At 72.0% G+C, this 13599-nt stretch carries 10 protein-coding genes; 2 read left to right on the top strand and 8 right to left on the bottom strand.

Translation table 11 applies throughout. The features are described 5' to 3' along the window. Positions 1–51: 51 nt before the first annotated feature. The 3 genes from ACFYVL_RS30660 to ACFYVL_RS30650 all read right to left on the bottom strand — a co-directional run bounded on the left by ACFYVL_RS30660 (position 52) and on the right by ACFYVL_RS30650 (position 5139). Positions 52–1515, bottom strand: a complete 1464-nt coding sequence (locus ACFYVL_RS30660; protein WP_389250555.1) for a Gfo/Idh/MocA family protein — start codon at positions 1513–1515, stop codon at positions 52–54. Positions 1516–1655: 140 nt separating this feature from the next. Next, complete coding sequence (locus ACFYVL_RS30655; RefSeq protein ID WP_389250553.1) at positions 1656–4610, bottom strand: FAD-binding and (Fe-S)-binding domain-containing protein; 2955 nt, start codon at positions 4608–4610, stop codon at positions 1656–1658. 46 nt (positions 4611–4656) lie between these two features. Further along, complete coding sequence (locus ACFYVL_RS30650) at positions 4657–5139, bottom strand: MarR family winged helix-turn-helix transcriptional regulator (protein WP_389250551.1); 483 nt, start codon at positions 5137–5139, stop codon at positions 4657–4659. Positions 5140–5236: 97 nt separating this feature from the next. Between ACFYVL_RS30650 and ACFYVL_RS30645 the strand changes: the two genes are divergently transcribed. Together ACFYVL_RS30645 and mltG are read left to right on the top strand one after the other, a co-directional pair. Further along, positions 5237–7048 carry an ABC transporter ATP-binding protein gene (locus tag ACFYVL_RS30645; RefSeq protein WP_389250549.1) on the top strand — a complete coding sequence of 604 codons (1812 nt, stop codon included), beginning with the start codon at positions 5237–5239 and terminating at the stop codon, positions 7046–7048. 409 nt (positions 7049–7457) lie between these two features. Continuing rightward, entirely contained in the window at positions 7458–8231 is a 774-nt protein-coding gene (mltG, locus tag ACFYVL_RS30640) for an endolytic transglycosylase MltG (protein ID WP_389250547.1), read from the top strand. Between the two features lie 38 nt (positions 8232–8269). On the opposite strand, the gene ACFYVL_RS30635 is transcribed toward mltG, so the two are convergent. The 5 genes from ACFYVL_RS30635 to ACFYVL_RS30615 form a co-directional block, all read right to left on the bottom strand. Beyond that, positions 8270–9478, bottom strand: a complete 1209-nt coding sequence (locus tag ACFYVL_RS30635; protein WP_389250545.1) for an NAD(P)-binding domain-containing protein — start codon at positions 9476–9478, stop codon at positions 8270–8272. Between the two features lie 50 nt (positions 9479–9528). Next, on the bottom strand, positions 9529–10650 hold the full coding sequence (locus ACFYVL_RS30630) for an LLM class flavin-dependent oxidoreductase (protein ID WP_389250543.1): 1122 nt from the start codon (positions 10648–10650) through the stop codon (positions 9529–9531). Next, positions 10647–11684 carry an ABC transporter substrate-binding protein gene (locus tag ACFYVL_RS30625; RefSeq protein WP_389250541.1) on the bottom strand — a complete coding sequence of 346 codons (1038 nt, stop codon included), beginning with the start codon at positions 11682–11684 and terminating at the stop codon, positions 10647–10649. The genes ACFYVL_RS30630 and ACFYVL_RS30625 overlap by 4 nt, the downstream gene beginning before the upstream one ends. Positions 11685–11772: 88 nt before the next feature. Continuing rightward, entirely contained in the window at positions 11773–12540 is a 768-nt protein-coding gene (locus ACFYVL_RS30620) for an ABC transporter ATP-binding protein (protein WP_389250539.1), read from the bottom strand. Further along, entirely contained in the window at positions 12513–13397 is an 885-nt protein-coding gene (locus ACFYVL_RS30615; protein ID WP_389250537.1) for an ABC transporter permease, read from the bottom strand. The genes ACFYVL_RS30620 and ACFYVL_RS30615 overlap by 28 nt, the downstream gene beginning before the upstream one ends. Positions 13398–13599: the final 202 nt, after the last annotated feature.

The following is a 13599-nucleotide window of genomic DNA, read 5'->3' as shown; positions in this document are numbered from 1 at the left end:
TCTCCACGCGTATGCCCGGCAGGGCGGTTCACCCACCTGCCGGGGGGTCCGTCAGGCCGTCGGCTTCTTCGAGTCGACGCCAGGCCGGGCCTTCTTCCACTCGCCCCGGGTGAAGTCCGGGATCTGCTGGGGCGCGCCGTGGGCGCGGATCGACAGATGGCTGAGCGGCACCGGCGCCGTCCAGGTCGCCGCGTCGTACACGTCGAAGTCGGGGACCAGGCCCAGCTGCATGCACTGCATCAGCCGGAAGATCATGATGTAGTCCATGCCGCCGTGGCCGCCCGGCGGGTTGGAGTGCTCCTTCCACAGCCAGTGGTCCCACTCCGCGGCGTACTTGCCGAAGTCGTCCCACTGGTCGTTGGTGTTGGTGGGCTCCAGGTAGATCCGGGCCGGGTAGTCCTCGAAGACACCGAGGGTGCCGCCGAGGCTGTTGATCCTGCTGTACGGGTGCGGAGTCGAGACGTCGTGCTCCAGCCGGATGACCCTGCCCTTGGCGGTCTGGATCAGGCTGATCGTACGGTCGCTCTCGATGTACGACTCCTTCCAGCTCGGGTCGCCCGGCGGCATGTGCTTCGCGCGGTACTCGGCGAGCCCGCGCGCCGGGGAGCCCACGCTGACCACGCTCACCGCGCGGTCGCCCCGGTTGACGTCCATGTAGTTGCCGACCGGGCCGAAGCCGTGGTTGGGGTAGAGGTCGCCGCGCAGCCGGGTGTGCCACAGGCGGCGCCACGGGCCCTCGTAGTAGTCGGGGTCGAACATCAGGCCGCGCAGGTCGTGGTTGTAGGCGCCCGCACCGTGCAGAAGGTCGCCGAAGAGGCCCGCGTGCGCCATTCGCAGCACGCGCATCTCGTTCTTGCCGTAGGCGCAGTTCTCCAGCTGCATGCAGTGGCGCCTGGTGCGCTCGGAGGTGTCGACCAGGTCCCACAGCTCTTCCATGCGCATGGCGAGCGGACACTCCACGCCGACGTGCTTGCCGTTCAGCATGGCCGTCTTGCACATGTCGTAGTGGAAGTCCCACGGGGTGGCGACGTACACGAAGTCGATGTCGCCGCGCTTGCAGAGGTTGCGGTAGTCGTCCTCGTCCTTGGAGTAGATCGCCGGGGCCGGCTGACCGGCCTTGACGACCTTGGCGGCGGCCTTCTCGCACTTGGCCTTCACCGGGTCGCAGACGGCGACGACCTTGACGTTCGGTATGGCGAGATAGAGGTCGATCATGGAGTCGCCGCGGTTGCCGAGGCCGACGATGCCGACGCGGACCGTGGAGCGGCGCTCGAAGGGCACGTTCGCCATGGTTTTGCCGCGACGCGGCGGAGCGGCGGGCTCCGCGGCCGGTCCGGCGGCTGCCGCGGTTCCGGCCTCGGCGGCGCGGGCGGTGGCCGCCGCGCCGAACGTACCGAGCCCGAGCCCGGCACCCGCCACGCCGGCGGCCTTCAGCACGGAGCGGCGGGTGGAGTCCGCCGCGGGGGTCTGGCCGGGAGAAACGTTGTCGTCGCCCTGTGGTGCTGCCTCGTTCATGAAGCCTCCAGGAATGCGTGCCGTCCGTGAATGGTCAAGACCACGTCAAGGACCCTGAAGGATGGGGCAGTTGATGCGCAAGAGGGCCAGTTGGACTCCTGGGGCGGGCTCTTGGACTTTCCTCCCCGGCCGGGCCCCTCTCACGGCCGGGTCGCACGCTCCAGTTCCAGCAGTACGGACGCGTAGGAGCGGCCCGTCGCCCGGTCCATGCCCACCTCGCACATCCGGTTCGCCGACAGGTACGCGTCGAACTCCCGCCCGGCGGCCCGCTCCCGGTCCGCGATCTCGGCGGCCTCGCGCGCGGTCGCCGAATCGGTCAGCTCCTTGTGCAGCATGCCCCGGTCGCCCGCGAACGCGCAGCAGCGCACGTCGTCCGGCACCACCACCTCCACCGCGCACGCCTCCGCGACCTCCCGCAGCTGCTCGTCGTCGCCCAGGTGGCGCATGGAACAGGTCGGGTGGAGCACCGCGGAGCCCGCCCTGCGCAGCACCGTCAGCTCCGGCAGCAGCTCCTCGGCCGCCCAGACGATCGAGTCGACGACGCGCAGCTCGCGGTGCAGCTCCCGGTTGTCGTCGGTCAGATACGGCACCACCTCGTGCGCGATGCCCAGGGTGCACGACGAGGCGTCCACCACCAGCGGGAACGCGCCGCCCGCGGTCCAGCCCCAGGCCGCCTCGACGATCCGGTTGGCCATCACGACGTTGCCCGCGCCGTACCCCTTGGAGTGCCAGATGGTCGCGCAGCAGGTGCCCGCCACGTCGTCCGGGATCCACACCGGCTTTCCCGCCCGCGCGGACAGCGCGACCACCGCCTCGGGCAGCGAGGGCCCCCGGTATCCGTCGGGCGCGCCGAAGATCCGGTTGACGCACGCCGGGTAGTAGACCGCGGAGGCCCCCCTGCGGGGGGTGCGCGGCAGTCTGCGCGGAGCCGCGCCCGGAATCTGCGGCAGCCACTCGGGCACCAGATCGGGGCGCACCGCCCGCCGTGCCAGGCCGGTCACCGCCGTCAGCAACCGGTCGCCGGCCTTGTCCGCCGCCGCCACGGCCAGCCGCGCGGAGGCCTCGACGGCCCGGAAGTTCCTGGCCGTCAGCTCGGCGACACGCTCCTCGCGCGGCGAGTGCCTGCGGTGGCGGAAGTCCTTCATCAGGGCACCCGTGTCGATGCCCACCGGGCAGGCGAGCTTGCAGGTGGAGTCGCCGGCGCAGGTGTCGACGGCGTCGTACCCGTAGGCCTTCAGCAGGTTCTCGCCGACCAGGGAGCCGGCCGGCTGGCGCATCATCTCGCGGCGCAGCACGATCCGCTGGCGCGGCGTGGTGGTCAGGTCACCGCTGGGGCAGGTGGGTTCGCAGAAACCGCACTCGATGCACGGATCCGCCTCCGCCTCCACCCGCGGGATGGTCTTCAGCCCGTGCAGATGGGCCTCGGGGTCCCGGTTGAGGACGATGCGCGGGGCGAGCACCCCGTCGGGGTCGATGAGCTGCTTGGTCCGCCACATCAGGTCGGTGGCCACCGGCCCCCACTCCAGCTCCAGGTAGGGGGTGATGTTGCGGCCGGTGGCGTGCTCCGCCTTGAGCGAGCCGTCGAAGCGCTCGACCGTCATCCGGCAGAAGTCGTCCATGAAGTCGGCGTACCGGCGGACGTCGGCCGGGTCGGCGGCGTCGAAGGCCAGCAGGAAGTGCAGATTGCCGTGCGCGGCGTGCCCGGCGACGGCGGCGTCGAAGCCGTGCTTCTCCTGGAGCGCGAGCAGCGCCTCGCACGCCTCGGCCAGCCGGGACGGAGGGACGGCGAAGTCCTCGGTGATCAGCGTGGTGCCCGACGGGCGGGCGCCGCCCACGGCGGTCACGAACGCCTTGCGGGCCTTCCAGTACCCGGCGATGGTCCGCGCGTCCCGGGTGAACGCGTTGGTCACCGAGGCGACGGGCGACACCAGCTCCAGTCCGTCCAGCACCGCTGCCGCCGCCCGCTCGTGTTCCGCGCGGCCCGGCTCGTCGGGCGCCCGGAACTCCACCAGCAGCGCGGTCGTCTCCCTGGGCAGCTCCGCCCAGTCGCGGGGTACGCCCGCGACGCTCACCGAGGCGCGCAGGGTGTTGCCGTCCATCAGCTCCACGGCGCGCGCGCCCGCCTCGTTGAACAGCGGTACGGCCGCCGCGGCGGCGGACAGTGTGGGGAAGAACAGCAGCGCGGAGGAGAGCAGCCGGTCGAGGGGGAGCGCGTCGAAGACGGTCTCCGCGATGAAACCGAAGGTGCCCTGGGAGCCCACCATCAGCCCGCGCAGGATCTCCACCGGGCCCGTGCCGTCGAGGAAGGCGTCCAGCCGGTAGCCGTTGGTGTTCTTGATCTCGTACTTGGCGCGGATCCGGGCCACCAGCGCCGGGTCGGCCTCGATCTCCCGCTTCAGCGCCAGCAGCCCGTCGCAGAGCGCCGGTTCGGCATGCCGGAGGTCCTCCTCGGCCCGGGGGTCGGCGGTGTCCACGACGGTGCCGGTCGGCAGGACGAAGGTGAGGGAGGAAAGGGTGCGGTAGCTGTTGCGGGTGGTGCCGGCGGCCATGCCCGAGGCGTTGTTGGCGACGACCCCGCCGAGCGTGCACGCGAGGGCGCTCGCCGGATCGGGGCCCAGCACCCGGCCGTACGGGGCGAGCGAGGCATTGGCGCGGACGACGGTGGTACCCGGCCGGATGCGGGCGCGGGCGCCGCCGTCCAGGACCTCGACGCCGGACCAGTGCCGGCGCACGTCCACCAGGATGTCCTCGCCCTGGGCCTGGCCGTTCAGCGAGGTGCCGGCGGCCCGGAAGACCACTTCGCGGCCCTTGCCGTGGGCGTACGAGAGGACCGCGGAGATGTCGTCGATGTCCTCGGCCACCACCACGACCTGCGGCACGAACCGGTACGGGCTGGCGTCCGACGCGTACCGCACCAGGTCCGAGACGTGCCACAGGACCTTGTCGGCGCCGAGCAGCGCGGTCAGCTCGCGGCGCAGCGCGGCGGGCGTGCCCTGCGCCAGCGCGGCGGGCACCCGGTCGGGGGCGGGCCCGGCGTCCGCGTCCTGCGGGGCGCTCGGGCGCAGGGCCCCCGGCTTCGGCTCCAGGAGCGGCATGGCGGGGTCCTCTCGCAGGCGGGCCGGCGGCGGCCGCGGCGGTGGTTCAGCAGGGGCGGGTACCCCCGTCGACCAGGGTGGACAGCAGCCCGCCGAGCACCTTCCGGTCCGCGGCGGTCAATGGAGCAAGGATGTCCTCTGCGGCGTCGCGTCGCGCGTTGCGCAACGCGCGCAGGGTGGTGCGGCCGGAGTCGGTGAGCTCGATGCGGACGACGCGGCGGTTCGCCGGATCGGGCACCCGGCGTACCCGGCCCTGCTCCTCCAGGGCGTCGACCAGCGTGGTGACTGCCCGCGGGACGACCTCCAGGCCGTGCGCCAGATCCGCCATTCGGGGGGCAGGACCGTCGCCCAGCGTGTAGCGGGAGAGGACCCGCAGCAGCCGGGCCTGGCCGGGGGTGACGCCGATCGGCTCCATCTGACGCTTCTGGCTGCGGTGCAGCCGGCGGGTCAGCCGGAGCAGCTGCTCGGCCAGCATGCCGTCGTCGGTGTCGGCGGGGGAGTCGGCACGGGACTCCGAAGCGTTGCTCATACGGGGAACAATAACAGGACCTTGTGCATTGTGAGTATAGGTAACAATGAACTAAGCTCTCGAAGCCTTGCTTCCCGCACACCCTCCGAAGGAGCCCATGCACCCCGAAGAGAAGTCGTGGACACCCCCGCCCCGCGAGCCGGGTGCCGCGCAGCCGCCCGCCGAGGTGCGCCGCATCCTCCGGCTGTTCCGTCCCTACCGCGGCCGTCTCGCCGTCGTCGTGCTGCTGGTCGGCGCCTCCTCGCTGGTCGGCGTCGCCTCGCCGTTCCTGCTGCGCGAGATCCTGGACGTCGCCATCCCGCAGGGCCGCACCGGACTGCTGACGCTGCTCGCCGTCGGCATGATCGCCACGGCCGTCGTCACCAGCGTCTTCGGCGTCCTGCAGACCCTGATATCGACCACGGTCGGCCAGCGCGTCATGCACGACCTGCGCACCGCCGTCTACACCCAGCTCCAGCGGATGCCACTGGCCTTCTTCACCCGGACCCGCACCGGCGAGGTCCAGTCCCGGATAGCCAACGACATCGGCGGCATGCAGGCCACCGTCACCTCCACGGCCACGTCCCTGGTCTCCAACCTGACCGCGGTGGTCGCCACCGTCGTCGCCATGCTCGCGCTCGACTGGCGGCTCACCCTGGTCTCGCTGCTCCTGCTGCCGCTCTTCGTGTGGATCAGCCGCAAGGTCGGCCACGAACGCAAGAAGATCACCACCAAGCGGCAGAAGCAGATGGCCGCCATGTCGGCCACGGTCACCGAGTCCCTCTCGGTCAGCGGCATCCTGCTCGGCCGCACCATGGGCCGCTCCGACTCCCTCACCAGGAACTTCACCGAGGAGTCCGAGCGCCTCGTCGACCTGGAGATCCGCTCCAACATGGCCGGCCGCTGGCGGATGTCCACCATCGGCATCGTGATGGCCGCCATGCCCGCGATCATCTACTGGGCCGCGGGCCTGAGCATGAACGCGGGAGCGCCGGTCGTCTCCCTGGGCACCCTCGTGGCCTTCGTCTCGCTCCAGCAGGGCCTGCTGCGCCCCGCCGTCAGCCTGCTGTCGACGGGCGTGCAGATGCAGACCTCGCTCGCCCTGTTCCAGCGGATCTTCGAGTACCTCGACCTGCCGGTGGAGATCACCGAACCCGACGAGCCGGTCCGCCTCACCGAGCCCCGGGGCGAGGTCCGCTTCGAGAACGTCGACTTCGCGTACGACGAGAAGTCCGGCCCGACCCTCAGCGGCATCGACCTCACCGTCCCCGCGGGCGGCAGCCTCGCCGTCGTCGGCCCGACGGGCTCCGGCAAGAGCACCCTCAGCTATCTGGTGCCGCGGCTGTACGACGTCACCGGCGGCCGGGTCACCCTCGACGGCGTCGACGTCCGCGACCTGGACTTCGACTCCCTCGCCCGTACGGTCGGCGTGGTCTCCCAGGAGACCTACCTCTTCCACGCCTCGGTCGCCGACAACCTGCGCTTCGCCAAGCCGGACGCCACCGACGAGGAACTGCGCGCGGCCGCCGAGGCCGCCCAGATCCACGACCACATCGCCTCGCTGCCCGACGGCTACGACACCCTCGTCGGCGAACGGGGCTACCGCTTCTCAGGCGGCGAGAAGCAGCGCCTGGCGCTGGCGCGGACCATCCTGCGGGATCCGCCGGTCCTCATCCTGGACGAGGCGACCAGCGCGCTGGACACGCGCACGGAGCACGCGGTGCAGCAGGCGATCGACGCGCTGTCGGCGGGACGTACGACGATCACCATCGCCCACCGGCTGTCCACGGTCCGCGACGCCGACCAGATAGTGGTGCTGGAGGCGGGACGCACGGCCGAGCGCGGCACGCACGAGGAACTGCTCGCCCGGGACGAGCGGTACGCCGCCCTGGTCCGGCGGGACGCGCAGCTGGCGCCCGCGGCCTCCTGACGGACCGCCGCACGCGGCAACGCCGCCCCTCCCCTGGGACGGGGGAGAGACGGCGCAGTCGGCAGGACCTCGGTCAGACCAGCCAGCCCAGGAAGTGGAACGCGCCGGCGAGAAGGTCGGTGATGAGGTTCATGATCTTTGGTTCTCCTTGTGCAAGGTGCATGTGTGGGACTTGCGCGAACACGGTCTGCAGCCCGTCGCTTGCGCACCGTAAGCATCCTGCGTCACAAGGGAGTTGAGCAACGAAATCCGGCTGGATCACGCGTTCCAGCGAACAACCGATCCCCTGTTCGCGTGTTCGCCGGATTGTGATCATCATCTCCGGGTCCCCGCCGCGGCGTCCCCGGGCGGCTAGCGTTCCGGTATGGAGTTCGAGTCCCCGGAGTCAACGCGCCCCTCCTCACGGCGCATGCCCCGACGCGGCCGGCGAGTCCTGCTGGTGTGCGTCCTCACCGTTCTCGCCCTGCTCGCCGTGGGTGTGGTGCTCCTGCTGCTGTGGCGGAAGGAGGAGGGCGGCCACGCCAAGTCCCTCACCGTTCCGGAGGGGTGGCGTGCCTCGCAGGTGTACGCGGCGGTCGACAAGGCCGTGGGCGCCGCGCCCGGCACCGCGAAGAAGGCGGCCGGTACGGCGAACCTGCCGCTGCCCGCCGGAGCCAAGGGCAACCCGGAGGGCTTCCTGTTCCCCGCGACCTACCCGGTGAAGGACGGCACCACGGCCGCCGCCCTGCTCACCTACATGGTCAAAACGGCCAACGAACGCCTCGGCACCGGCCCCGACGTCCACCGGGACGTGATCGTCGCGAGCATCGTCCAGGCGGAGGCCGACACACCCACCGACATGGGCAAGGTCGCCCGGGTGATCCGGAACCGGCAGGAGCGCGGGATGCCGCTCCAGATGGACTCGACCCTCAACTACGCGATGAACCGCAGCACGTTGGACACCACCCACGAGGACACCCGGATCGACAGCCCGTACAACACGTACGAGCGCAAGGGGCTGCCGCCCACCCCGATCGGCAACCCGGGTCTGGACGCCCTGCGGGCGACGCGCAGCCCGACCCCCGGGAACTGGCTGTACTTCGTGACGGTGAAGCCGGGCGACACCAGGTTCACGGACGACTACGAGGTCCAGAAGCGGAACGTCGCCGAGTTCAACGCGAACCGGGCGAAGGAACGCGGCTGAGCGCACCGGGGAGGTCCGGCCGGGCGGGCCCGGGGGTGTCACCGCCGTACGGGCTCCGGCTCCGGCACCCCGCCGGCCCGCTCCCGCCCCGCGACCGCCGCCTCCGCGTCCGCCACCCCCGCGTCCGCCGCCTCCGGGGCCGCGGCCCCTTCCGCCACCAGCGCCCGCCCCAGCTCCAGCGCCCGCCGCAGGTATGCGCGTACCTCGCGCACCGCCGCCCGGCCCGCCCGGTTGGCGCCGATCGTGCTGGCCGACGGCCCGTAGCCGACCAGGTGGATCCGCTCGTCCCTGGCCACCCGCGTGCCCTCCAGCCGGATCCCGCCGCCCGGCTCCCGCAGGTGCAGCGGTGCCAGGTGGTCGACCGCCGCCCGGAACCCGGTGGCCCAAAGGATCACGTCGGCCTCGACGTGCCGTCCGTCGTCCCAGGCCACACCGTTCTCCGTGATCCGGTCGAACATCGGCAGCCGGTCCAGCACACCGCTCGCCCTGGCCGCCCGGATCGCCTCGTTCACCGGCAGCGCCGTCACCGACACCACGCTCTGCGGTGGCAGCCCGAGCCGCACCCGCTCCTCGACGCGGGCGACGGCCGCCCGCCCCCACTCCTCGGTGAACTCGCCCTCCCGGAAGACCGGCGGCCGGCGGGTCACCCAGGTGGTGTCCGCCGCGACCGGGGCTATCTCCATCAGGTGCTGGGTCCCGGACGCCCCGCCGCCCACCACCACGACCCGCTGCCCGGCGAACTCCGCGGGCCCGGGGTAGTTCGCGGTGTGCAGCTGCCGTCCGCGGAAGAGCTCCTGTCCCGGGTAGCGCGGCCAGAACGGCCGGTCCCAGGTTCCCGTCGCGCTGATCAGCGCCCGCGCCGCCCACACCCCCTGCGAGGTCTCGACCAGCAGCCGCCCGCCCTCGCCCTCGCGCACGGCGCTCACGTTCACCGGCCGGCGCACCCGCAGGCCGAAGGTCTCCTCGTACGCCGTGAAGTACTCGCCGATCACCTCCGACGAGGGACGGGCCGGGTCCGCCCCCGTCAGCTCCATCCCGGGCAGCGAGTGCATCCCGTGGACCTTGCCGTACGTCAGCGAGGGCCAGCGGTACTGCCAGGCGCCGCCGGGCCGGGGCGCGTGGTCGAGCACCACGAAGTCCTGCTCGGGCACCAGCCCCGACCTGCGCAGATGATGCGCGGCGGAGAGCCCGGCCTGCCCCGCTCCGATGACCACGACGTCCACGTCCCGCACCCCGGTGTTGTTCATGTTTCTACCAACAGGGTGCGGGCCGTGGATCTTCCCGCCGCGCGTCCCGGCTACGCCACCGTCCCCACCAGCCCCCTGCGCACCAGCTCGGGCCGTACGCCCTCCCCGAACCAGTACGCCTCCTCCAGGTGCGGGTAGCCGGACAGGACGAAGTGCTCGATGCCCAGCGCGTGGTACTCCTCGATCCGGTCCGCCACGTCCGCGTGGCTGCCCACCAGCGCGGTTCCCGCCCCGCCCCGGACCAGGCCGACCCCCGCCCAGAGGTTGGGCGAGATCTCCAGGTCGTCCCGCGAGCCGCCGTGCAGCGCCAGCATCCGCTGCTGACCCACCGACTCGCTCCTGCCCAACGCGTCCTGCGCGGCGGCGACGGCCGCCGGGCTCAGATCGTCGAGCAGTCGGTCGGCCGTCGCCCACGCCTCGCGCGCCGAGTCCCGGGAAATGGTGTGCAGCCGGATGCCGAACCGCACCGTCCGGCCCCGCTCGGCCGCCAGTTCCCGAATCCAGTCGATCTTCTGCTTCACCTGTGCGGGCGGCTCGCCCCAGGTCAGGTACACATCGGCGTGGTCGGCGGCCACCGGACCGGCCGCCGCCGACGAACCGCCGAAGAAGATCTCCGGCAGCGGGTCGGGCGGCAGGGCGGTCAGTCCGCCCTCGATCCGGTAGTGCTCGCCCTCGAAGTCGTAGGGCTTCCCGCCCCACGCGCCGCGCACCACCGACAGGAACTCCGAGGTCCTGGCGTAGCGGCGGTCGTGGTCGAGATGGTCGCCGAAGCGCCGCTGCTCGGCCGAGTCGCCGCCGGTCACCACGTTCAGCAGCAGCCGGCCCCGGGTGATCCGCTGGTACGTCGCCGCCATGTGCGCGGCCAGCGTCGGCGAGATCACCCCCGGCCGGAACGCCACCAGGAACTTCAGCCGCTCCGTGTGCTGGGCGAGTGCCACGGTGGTCAGCCACGCGTCCTCGCACCAGGTGCCGGTCGGTGTCAGCACCGCCTCGAACCCCAGCTGTTCGGCCGCCTTGGCGATCTGGATCAGATAGTCGATGTCGGGCGCCCGTACTCCGCCCACCGGGGCGATGTGCGAGCGGCTGATCCCGCCGTCGGTGTAGGCGTGCCGGTCGACGAGGGTGCGCCCGTCGCCGCCGGTGGGCAGGAACCAGTGCAGGTGGACGCTCATCGGGCGGAGTCCTTTCCGTAGCTCAGGGGTGCGGTGGTCGACGCGGGACGCGACCCGTTGAACCGCTTGTCGACGAAGTCCTTGAAGGCGAACTTCCGCGGAATCAGCTTCAGTTCGGCGAAGGTGTCGGCGATCCGCTGCTCGGAGGCCACGGCCGCGTCGTCGACGGCGACCGGAACACGGGTGCCGTACGACCGCTTCACCGCGTCCAGCGCCACCTCGTACGGCAGCCCGGTCTCCTTCGCCCAGACCTTCGCCCACTCCTCGGGGTGCTTGAACACCCAGGCCTGCGCCCGCTCCAGACGGGCCAGGTAGTCGCCGATCGCCTTCGACTTCGCGGTGTCGTCCAGTGCGCCGGGCGAAGCAACCTGGAAGGAGAGCCCGTTGGTGACGCCCTCGCCGGTCGCAAGGACGCGGGTGCCCGGTGTGCGCAGCACCTGGGCGGTGTACGGGTCCCACACCGCCCACGCGTCCACCTTGCCCCGGCTGAACGCGGCCAGCGCGTCGGCCGGCTGGAGGAACTTCAGCTGTACGTCGCCTATGCCCAGCCCGGCCTTCTTCAGCGAGGCGATCAGCTGGTAGTGCGCGGAGCTGCCCTGCGCGACCGCGACCGACCTGCCCTTCAGATCGGCCGGCCTCCGCAGCGGCGAGCCCTTCGGCACGACGACGGCCTCGCCCGCCGAGGAGCCGTGCGAGGCACCCACGACACGGATCTTCGAACCGGATCCGGCGGCGAAGACGGGCGGGGTGTTGCCGACCCCGCCGACGTCCACGGCCTTGGCGTTGACCGCTTCCAGCAGGGGCGGGCCGGAGGTGAACGTCGACCACTTGATCTTGTAGCTGAGGTCCTTCAGCTCACCGGCGGCCCGCAGGATCGCCTCCGAACCCCCCTTCTGGTCACCGACGTTGAGAGTGAGCGAGCCGGACCCGTCCACGCCGCCCGAGGTGTCGGCGGACGAGACACCACCGCAACCGGTCAGCAGCAGGGAGGACAGGGGGAGGAACAGGGCGGCGGACAGGAGCGTTCTTTTCACGGCGGGTCTCTTCTCGTGAGCCGGAGCGAGAGGTGCGGGGGTGCGGGGAGCGGGTGCGGGAACGACGGGGCGGGGGAGAGGGCGTGGTTCAGGCGGCGTGCGGGGCGGGAGAAGCGGACTCGTCCACCCCCAGCTCCGTCAGCAGCCGCGACCGCAGCGCGCCGAACTCGGGGGTGTCGACCGCGCGCGGCCGGTCGAGGGCGACCTTCGTCTCGTACGCGATGACGCCGTCGCGCATCACGAGCGCCCGGTCCGCCAGCAGCAGCGCCTCGTCCACGTCATGGGTGACCAGCAGCACCGCGCAGCCGCGCCGCTGCCACAGTTCGGCCACCAGCCGCTGCGCCTTGATCCGGGTGAGTGCGTCCAGCGCGCCGAACGGCTCGTCGAGCAGCAGCAGATCCGGCTCGCGCACCAACGCGCGGGCCAGTGAGGCACGTTGGGCCTCGCCGCCGGACAGTGTCTTGGGCCAGGCGGACGACCGGTGGGCCAGCCCGACCTCCGCGAGAGCCGCCTCGGCCACCTCCCGCCCCGGGTCCCCGGGCAGCCCGAGCAACACATTGCGCCACACCCGCTTCCACGGCATCAGCCGGGGCGCCTGGAAGGCGACGGCCCGCCGCTTCGGCACCAGGACGGTGCCCTCGATCTCCCGGTCGAGCCCCGCGAGCACCCGCAGCAGGGTCGACTTCCCGCAGCCGCTGCGGCCGAGCAGCGCGGTGAACTCGCCAGGTTTCAACGTCAGTTCGAGGTCGTCGATGACCGGACGCCCGTCGAAGGAGCGGGTCAGGCCCTGCACCCGTACGGCGGCGGGGGAGGTGCCGGAAGCCGGGTTCACTGGCCGGTGAAGGTCGGTCGCCATTGCAGCAGCAGCCTTTCGAGGAGACGGACGAGGGCGTCGGCGATCAGGCCGAGGAAGGCGTACACGACCAGGCAGACCACGATCACGTCGGTCCTGAAGAACTCCCGGGCCTGGTTCATCAGGAAGCCGATCCCGGCGTCGGCGTTGATCGACTCGCCGAACACCAGGGCCAGCCACGCGGTGGCGAGCGAGTACCGCAGTCCGGTCATGGCACCGGGCAGCGCCCCCGGCAGCACCACGTGCCGTACCAGACCCCAGCGGCCGAGCCCCAGTGCCTCGCCCGCCTCGACGAGTTGGGCGTCCACGCCGCGGATCCCGGCGTACACGTTCAGATACAGGTGGAAGGCCACGCCCAGCGCGATGAGCGCCACCTTCGGCGCCTCCCCGATGCCCAGCCAGATGATGAACAGCGGAATGAGACCGACCCACGGCACCGTCCGCAGCATCTGCACGCTGGCGTCGACCAGATCCTCCCCGAGCCGCGAGAGCCCGGACAGCAGGGCGAGCGTCACTCCCACCAGGACGCCCAGCACCAGCCCGACGGCCACCCGCTGAAGCGAGGTCAGCATCGCGTCCGGCAGCGTCCCGTCCGCGACCAGTTCCCCTCCGGCCCGTGCGATCGTGCCGGGCGAGGCGAGCACATCGGCGGGCAGGGCCCCGGTGGCGCTCAGCACCTGCCACAGCACCAGCAGCGTCAGCGGCCCGACTGCCCGCCGCGCCCACCGGGGCACCCCGGACAGCCACCCCCGGGACGTGCCGCCCGGCTCGACGGGCACCAGCTCCGGACCCGGCGGCACGACCGGCTCCTTCTGTACGGACAAAGGCGAAATATCCGGTGGTGCATGGCTGACGGTCATGGCGGAAACCTCCAGGAGGGCAGGGCGGTGGGCGCGCCTCACCGCCCGTACGTACGACGGCGGTCGGCCGTGTCACGACAGGAGGGAGCGCACGCCGGGGAAGGCGAGGGGCGGGACGGCTCGCGGGAAGAGAAGAGGGGGAAGCGGAGAGGGCGGGGCACCGGCGGAGGCACGGGCACGGGGAAGCCCGTGGTGCGGCGGC

It is taken from the genome of Streptomyces sp. NPDC004111 (assembly GCF_042874215.1).
Classification (GTDB): domain Bacteria; phylum Actinomycetota; class Actinomycetes; order Streptomycetales; family Streptomycetaceae; genus Streptomyces.
Note: the sequence above shows the minus strand (reverse complement) of the source record. Positions and strands in the feature narration are given on the sequence as shown.

Coding starts and splice junctions, on each gene's coding strand:
- ACFYVL_RS30635 (WP_389250545.1), bottom strand. CDS start 9,478: ATGAACAACACCGGGGTGCGGGACGTGGACGTCGTGGTCATCGGAGCG.
- ACFYVL_RS30660 (WP_389250555.1), bottom strand. CDS start 1,515: ATGAACGAGGCAGCACCACAGGGCGACGACAACGTTTCTCCCGGCCAG.
- ACFYVL_RS30655 (WP_389250553.1), bottom strand. CDS start 4,610: ATGCCGCTCCTGGAGCCGAAGCCGGGGGCCCTGCGCCCGAGCGCCCCG.
- ACFYVL_RS30645 (WP_389250549.1), top strand. CDS start 5,237: ATGCACCCCGAAGAGAAGTCGTGGACACCCCCGCCCCGCGAGCCGGGT.
- mltG (WP_389250547.1), top strand. CDS start 7,458: ATGCCCCGACGCGGCCGGCGAGTCCTGCTGGTGTGCGTCCTCACCGTT.
- ACFYVL_RS30615 (WP_389250537.1), bottom strand. CDS start 13,397: ATGACCGTCAGCCATGCACCACCGGATATTTCGCCTTTGTCCGTACAG.
- ACFYVL_RS30650 (WP_389250551.1), bottom strand. CDS start 5,139: ATGAGCAACGCTTCGGAGTCCCGTGCCGACTCCCCCGCCGACACCGAC.
- ACFYVL_RS30630 (WP_389250543.1), bottom strand. CDS start 10,650: ATGAGCGTCCACCTGCACTGGTTCCTGCCCACCGGCGGCGACGGGCGC.
- ACFYVL_RS30620 (WP_389250539.1), bottom strand. CDS start 12,540: ATGGCGACCGACCTTCACCGGCCAGTGAACCCGGCTTCCGGCACCTCC.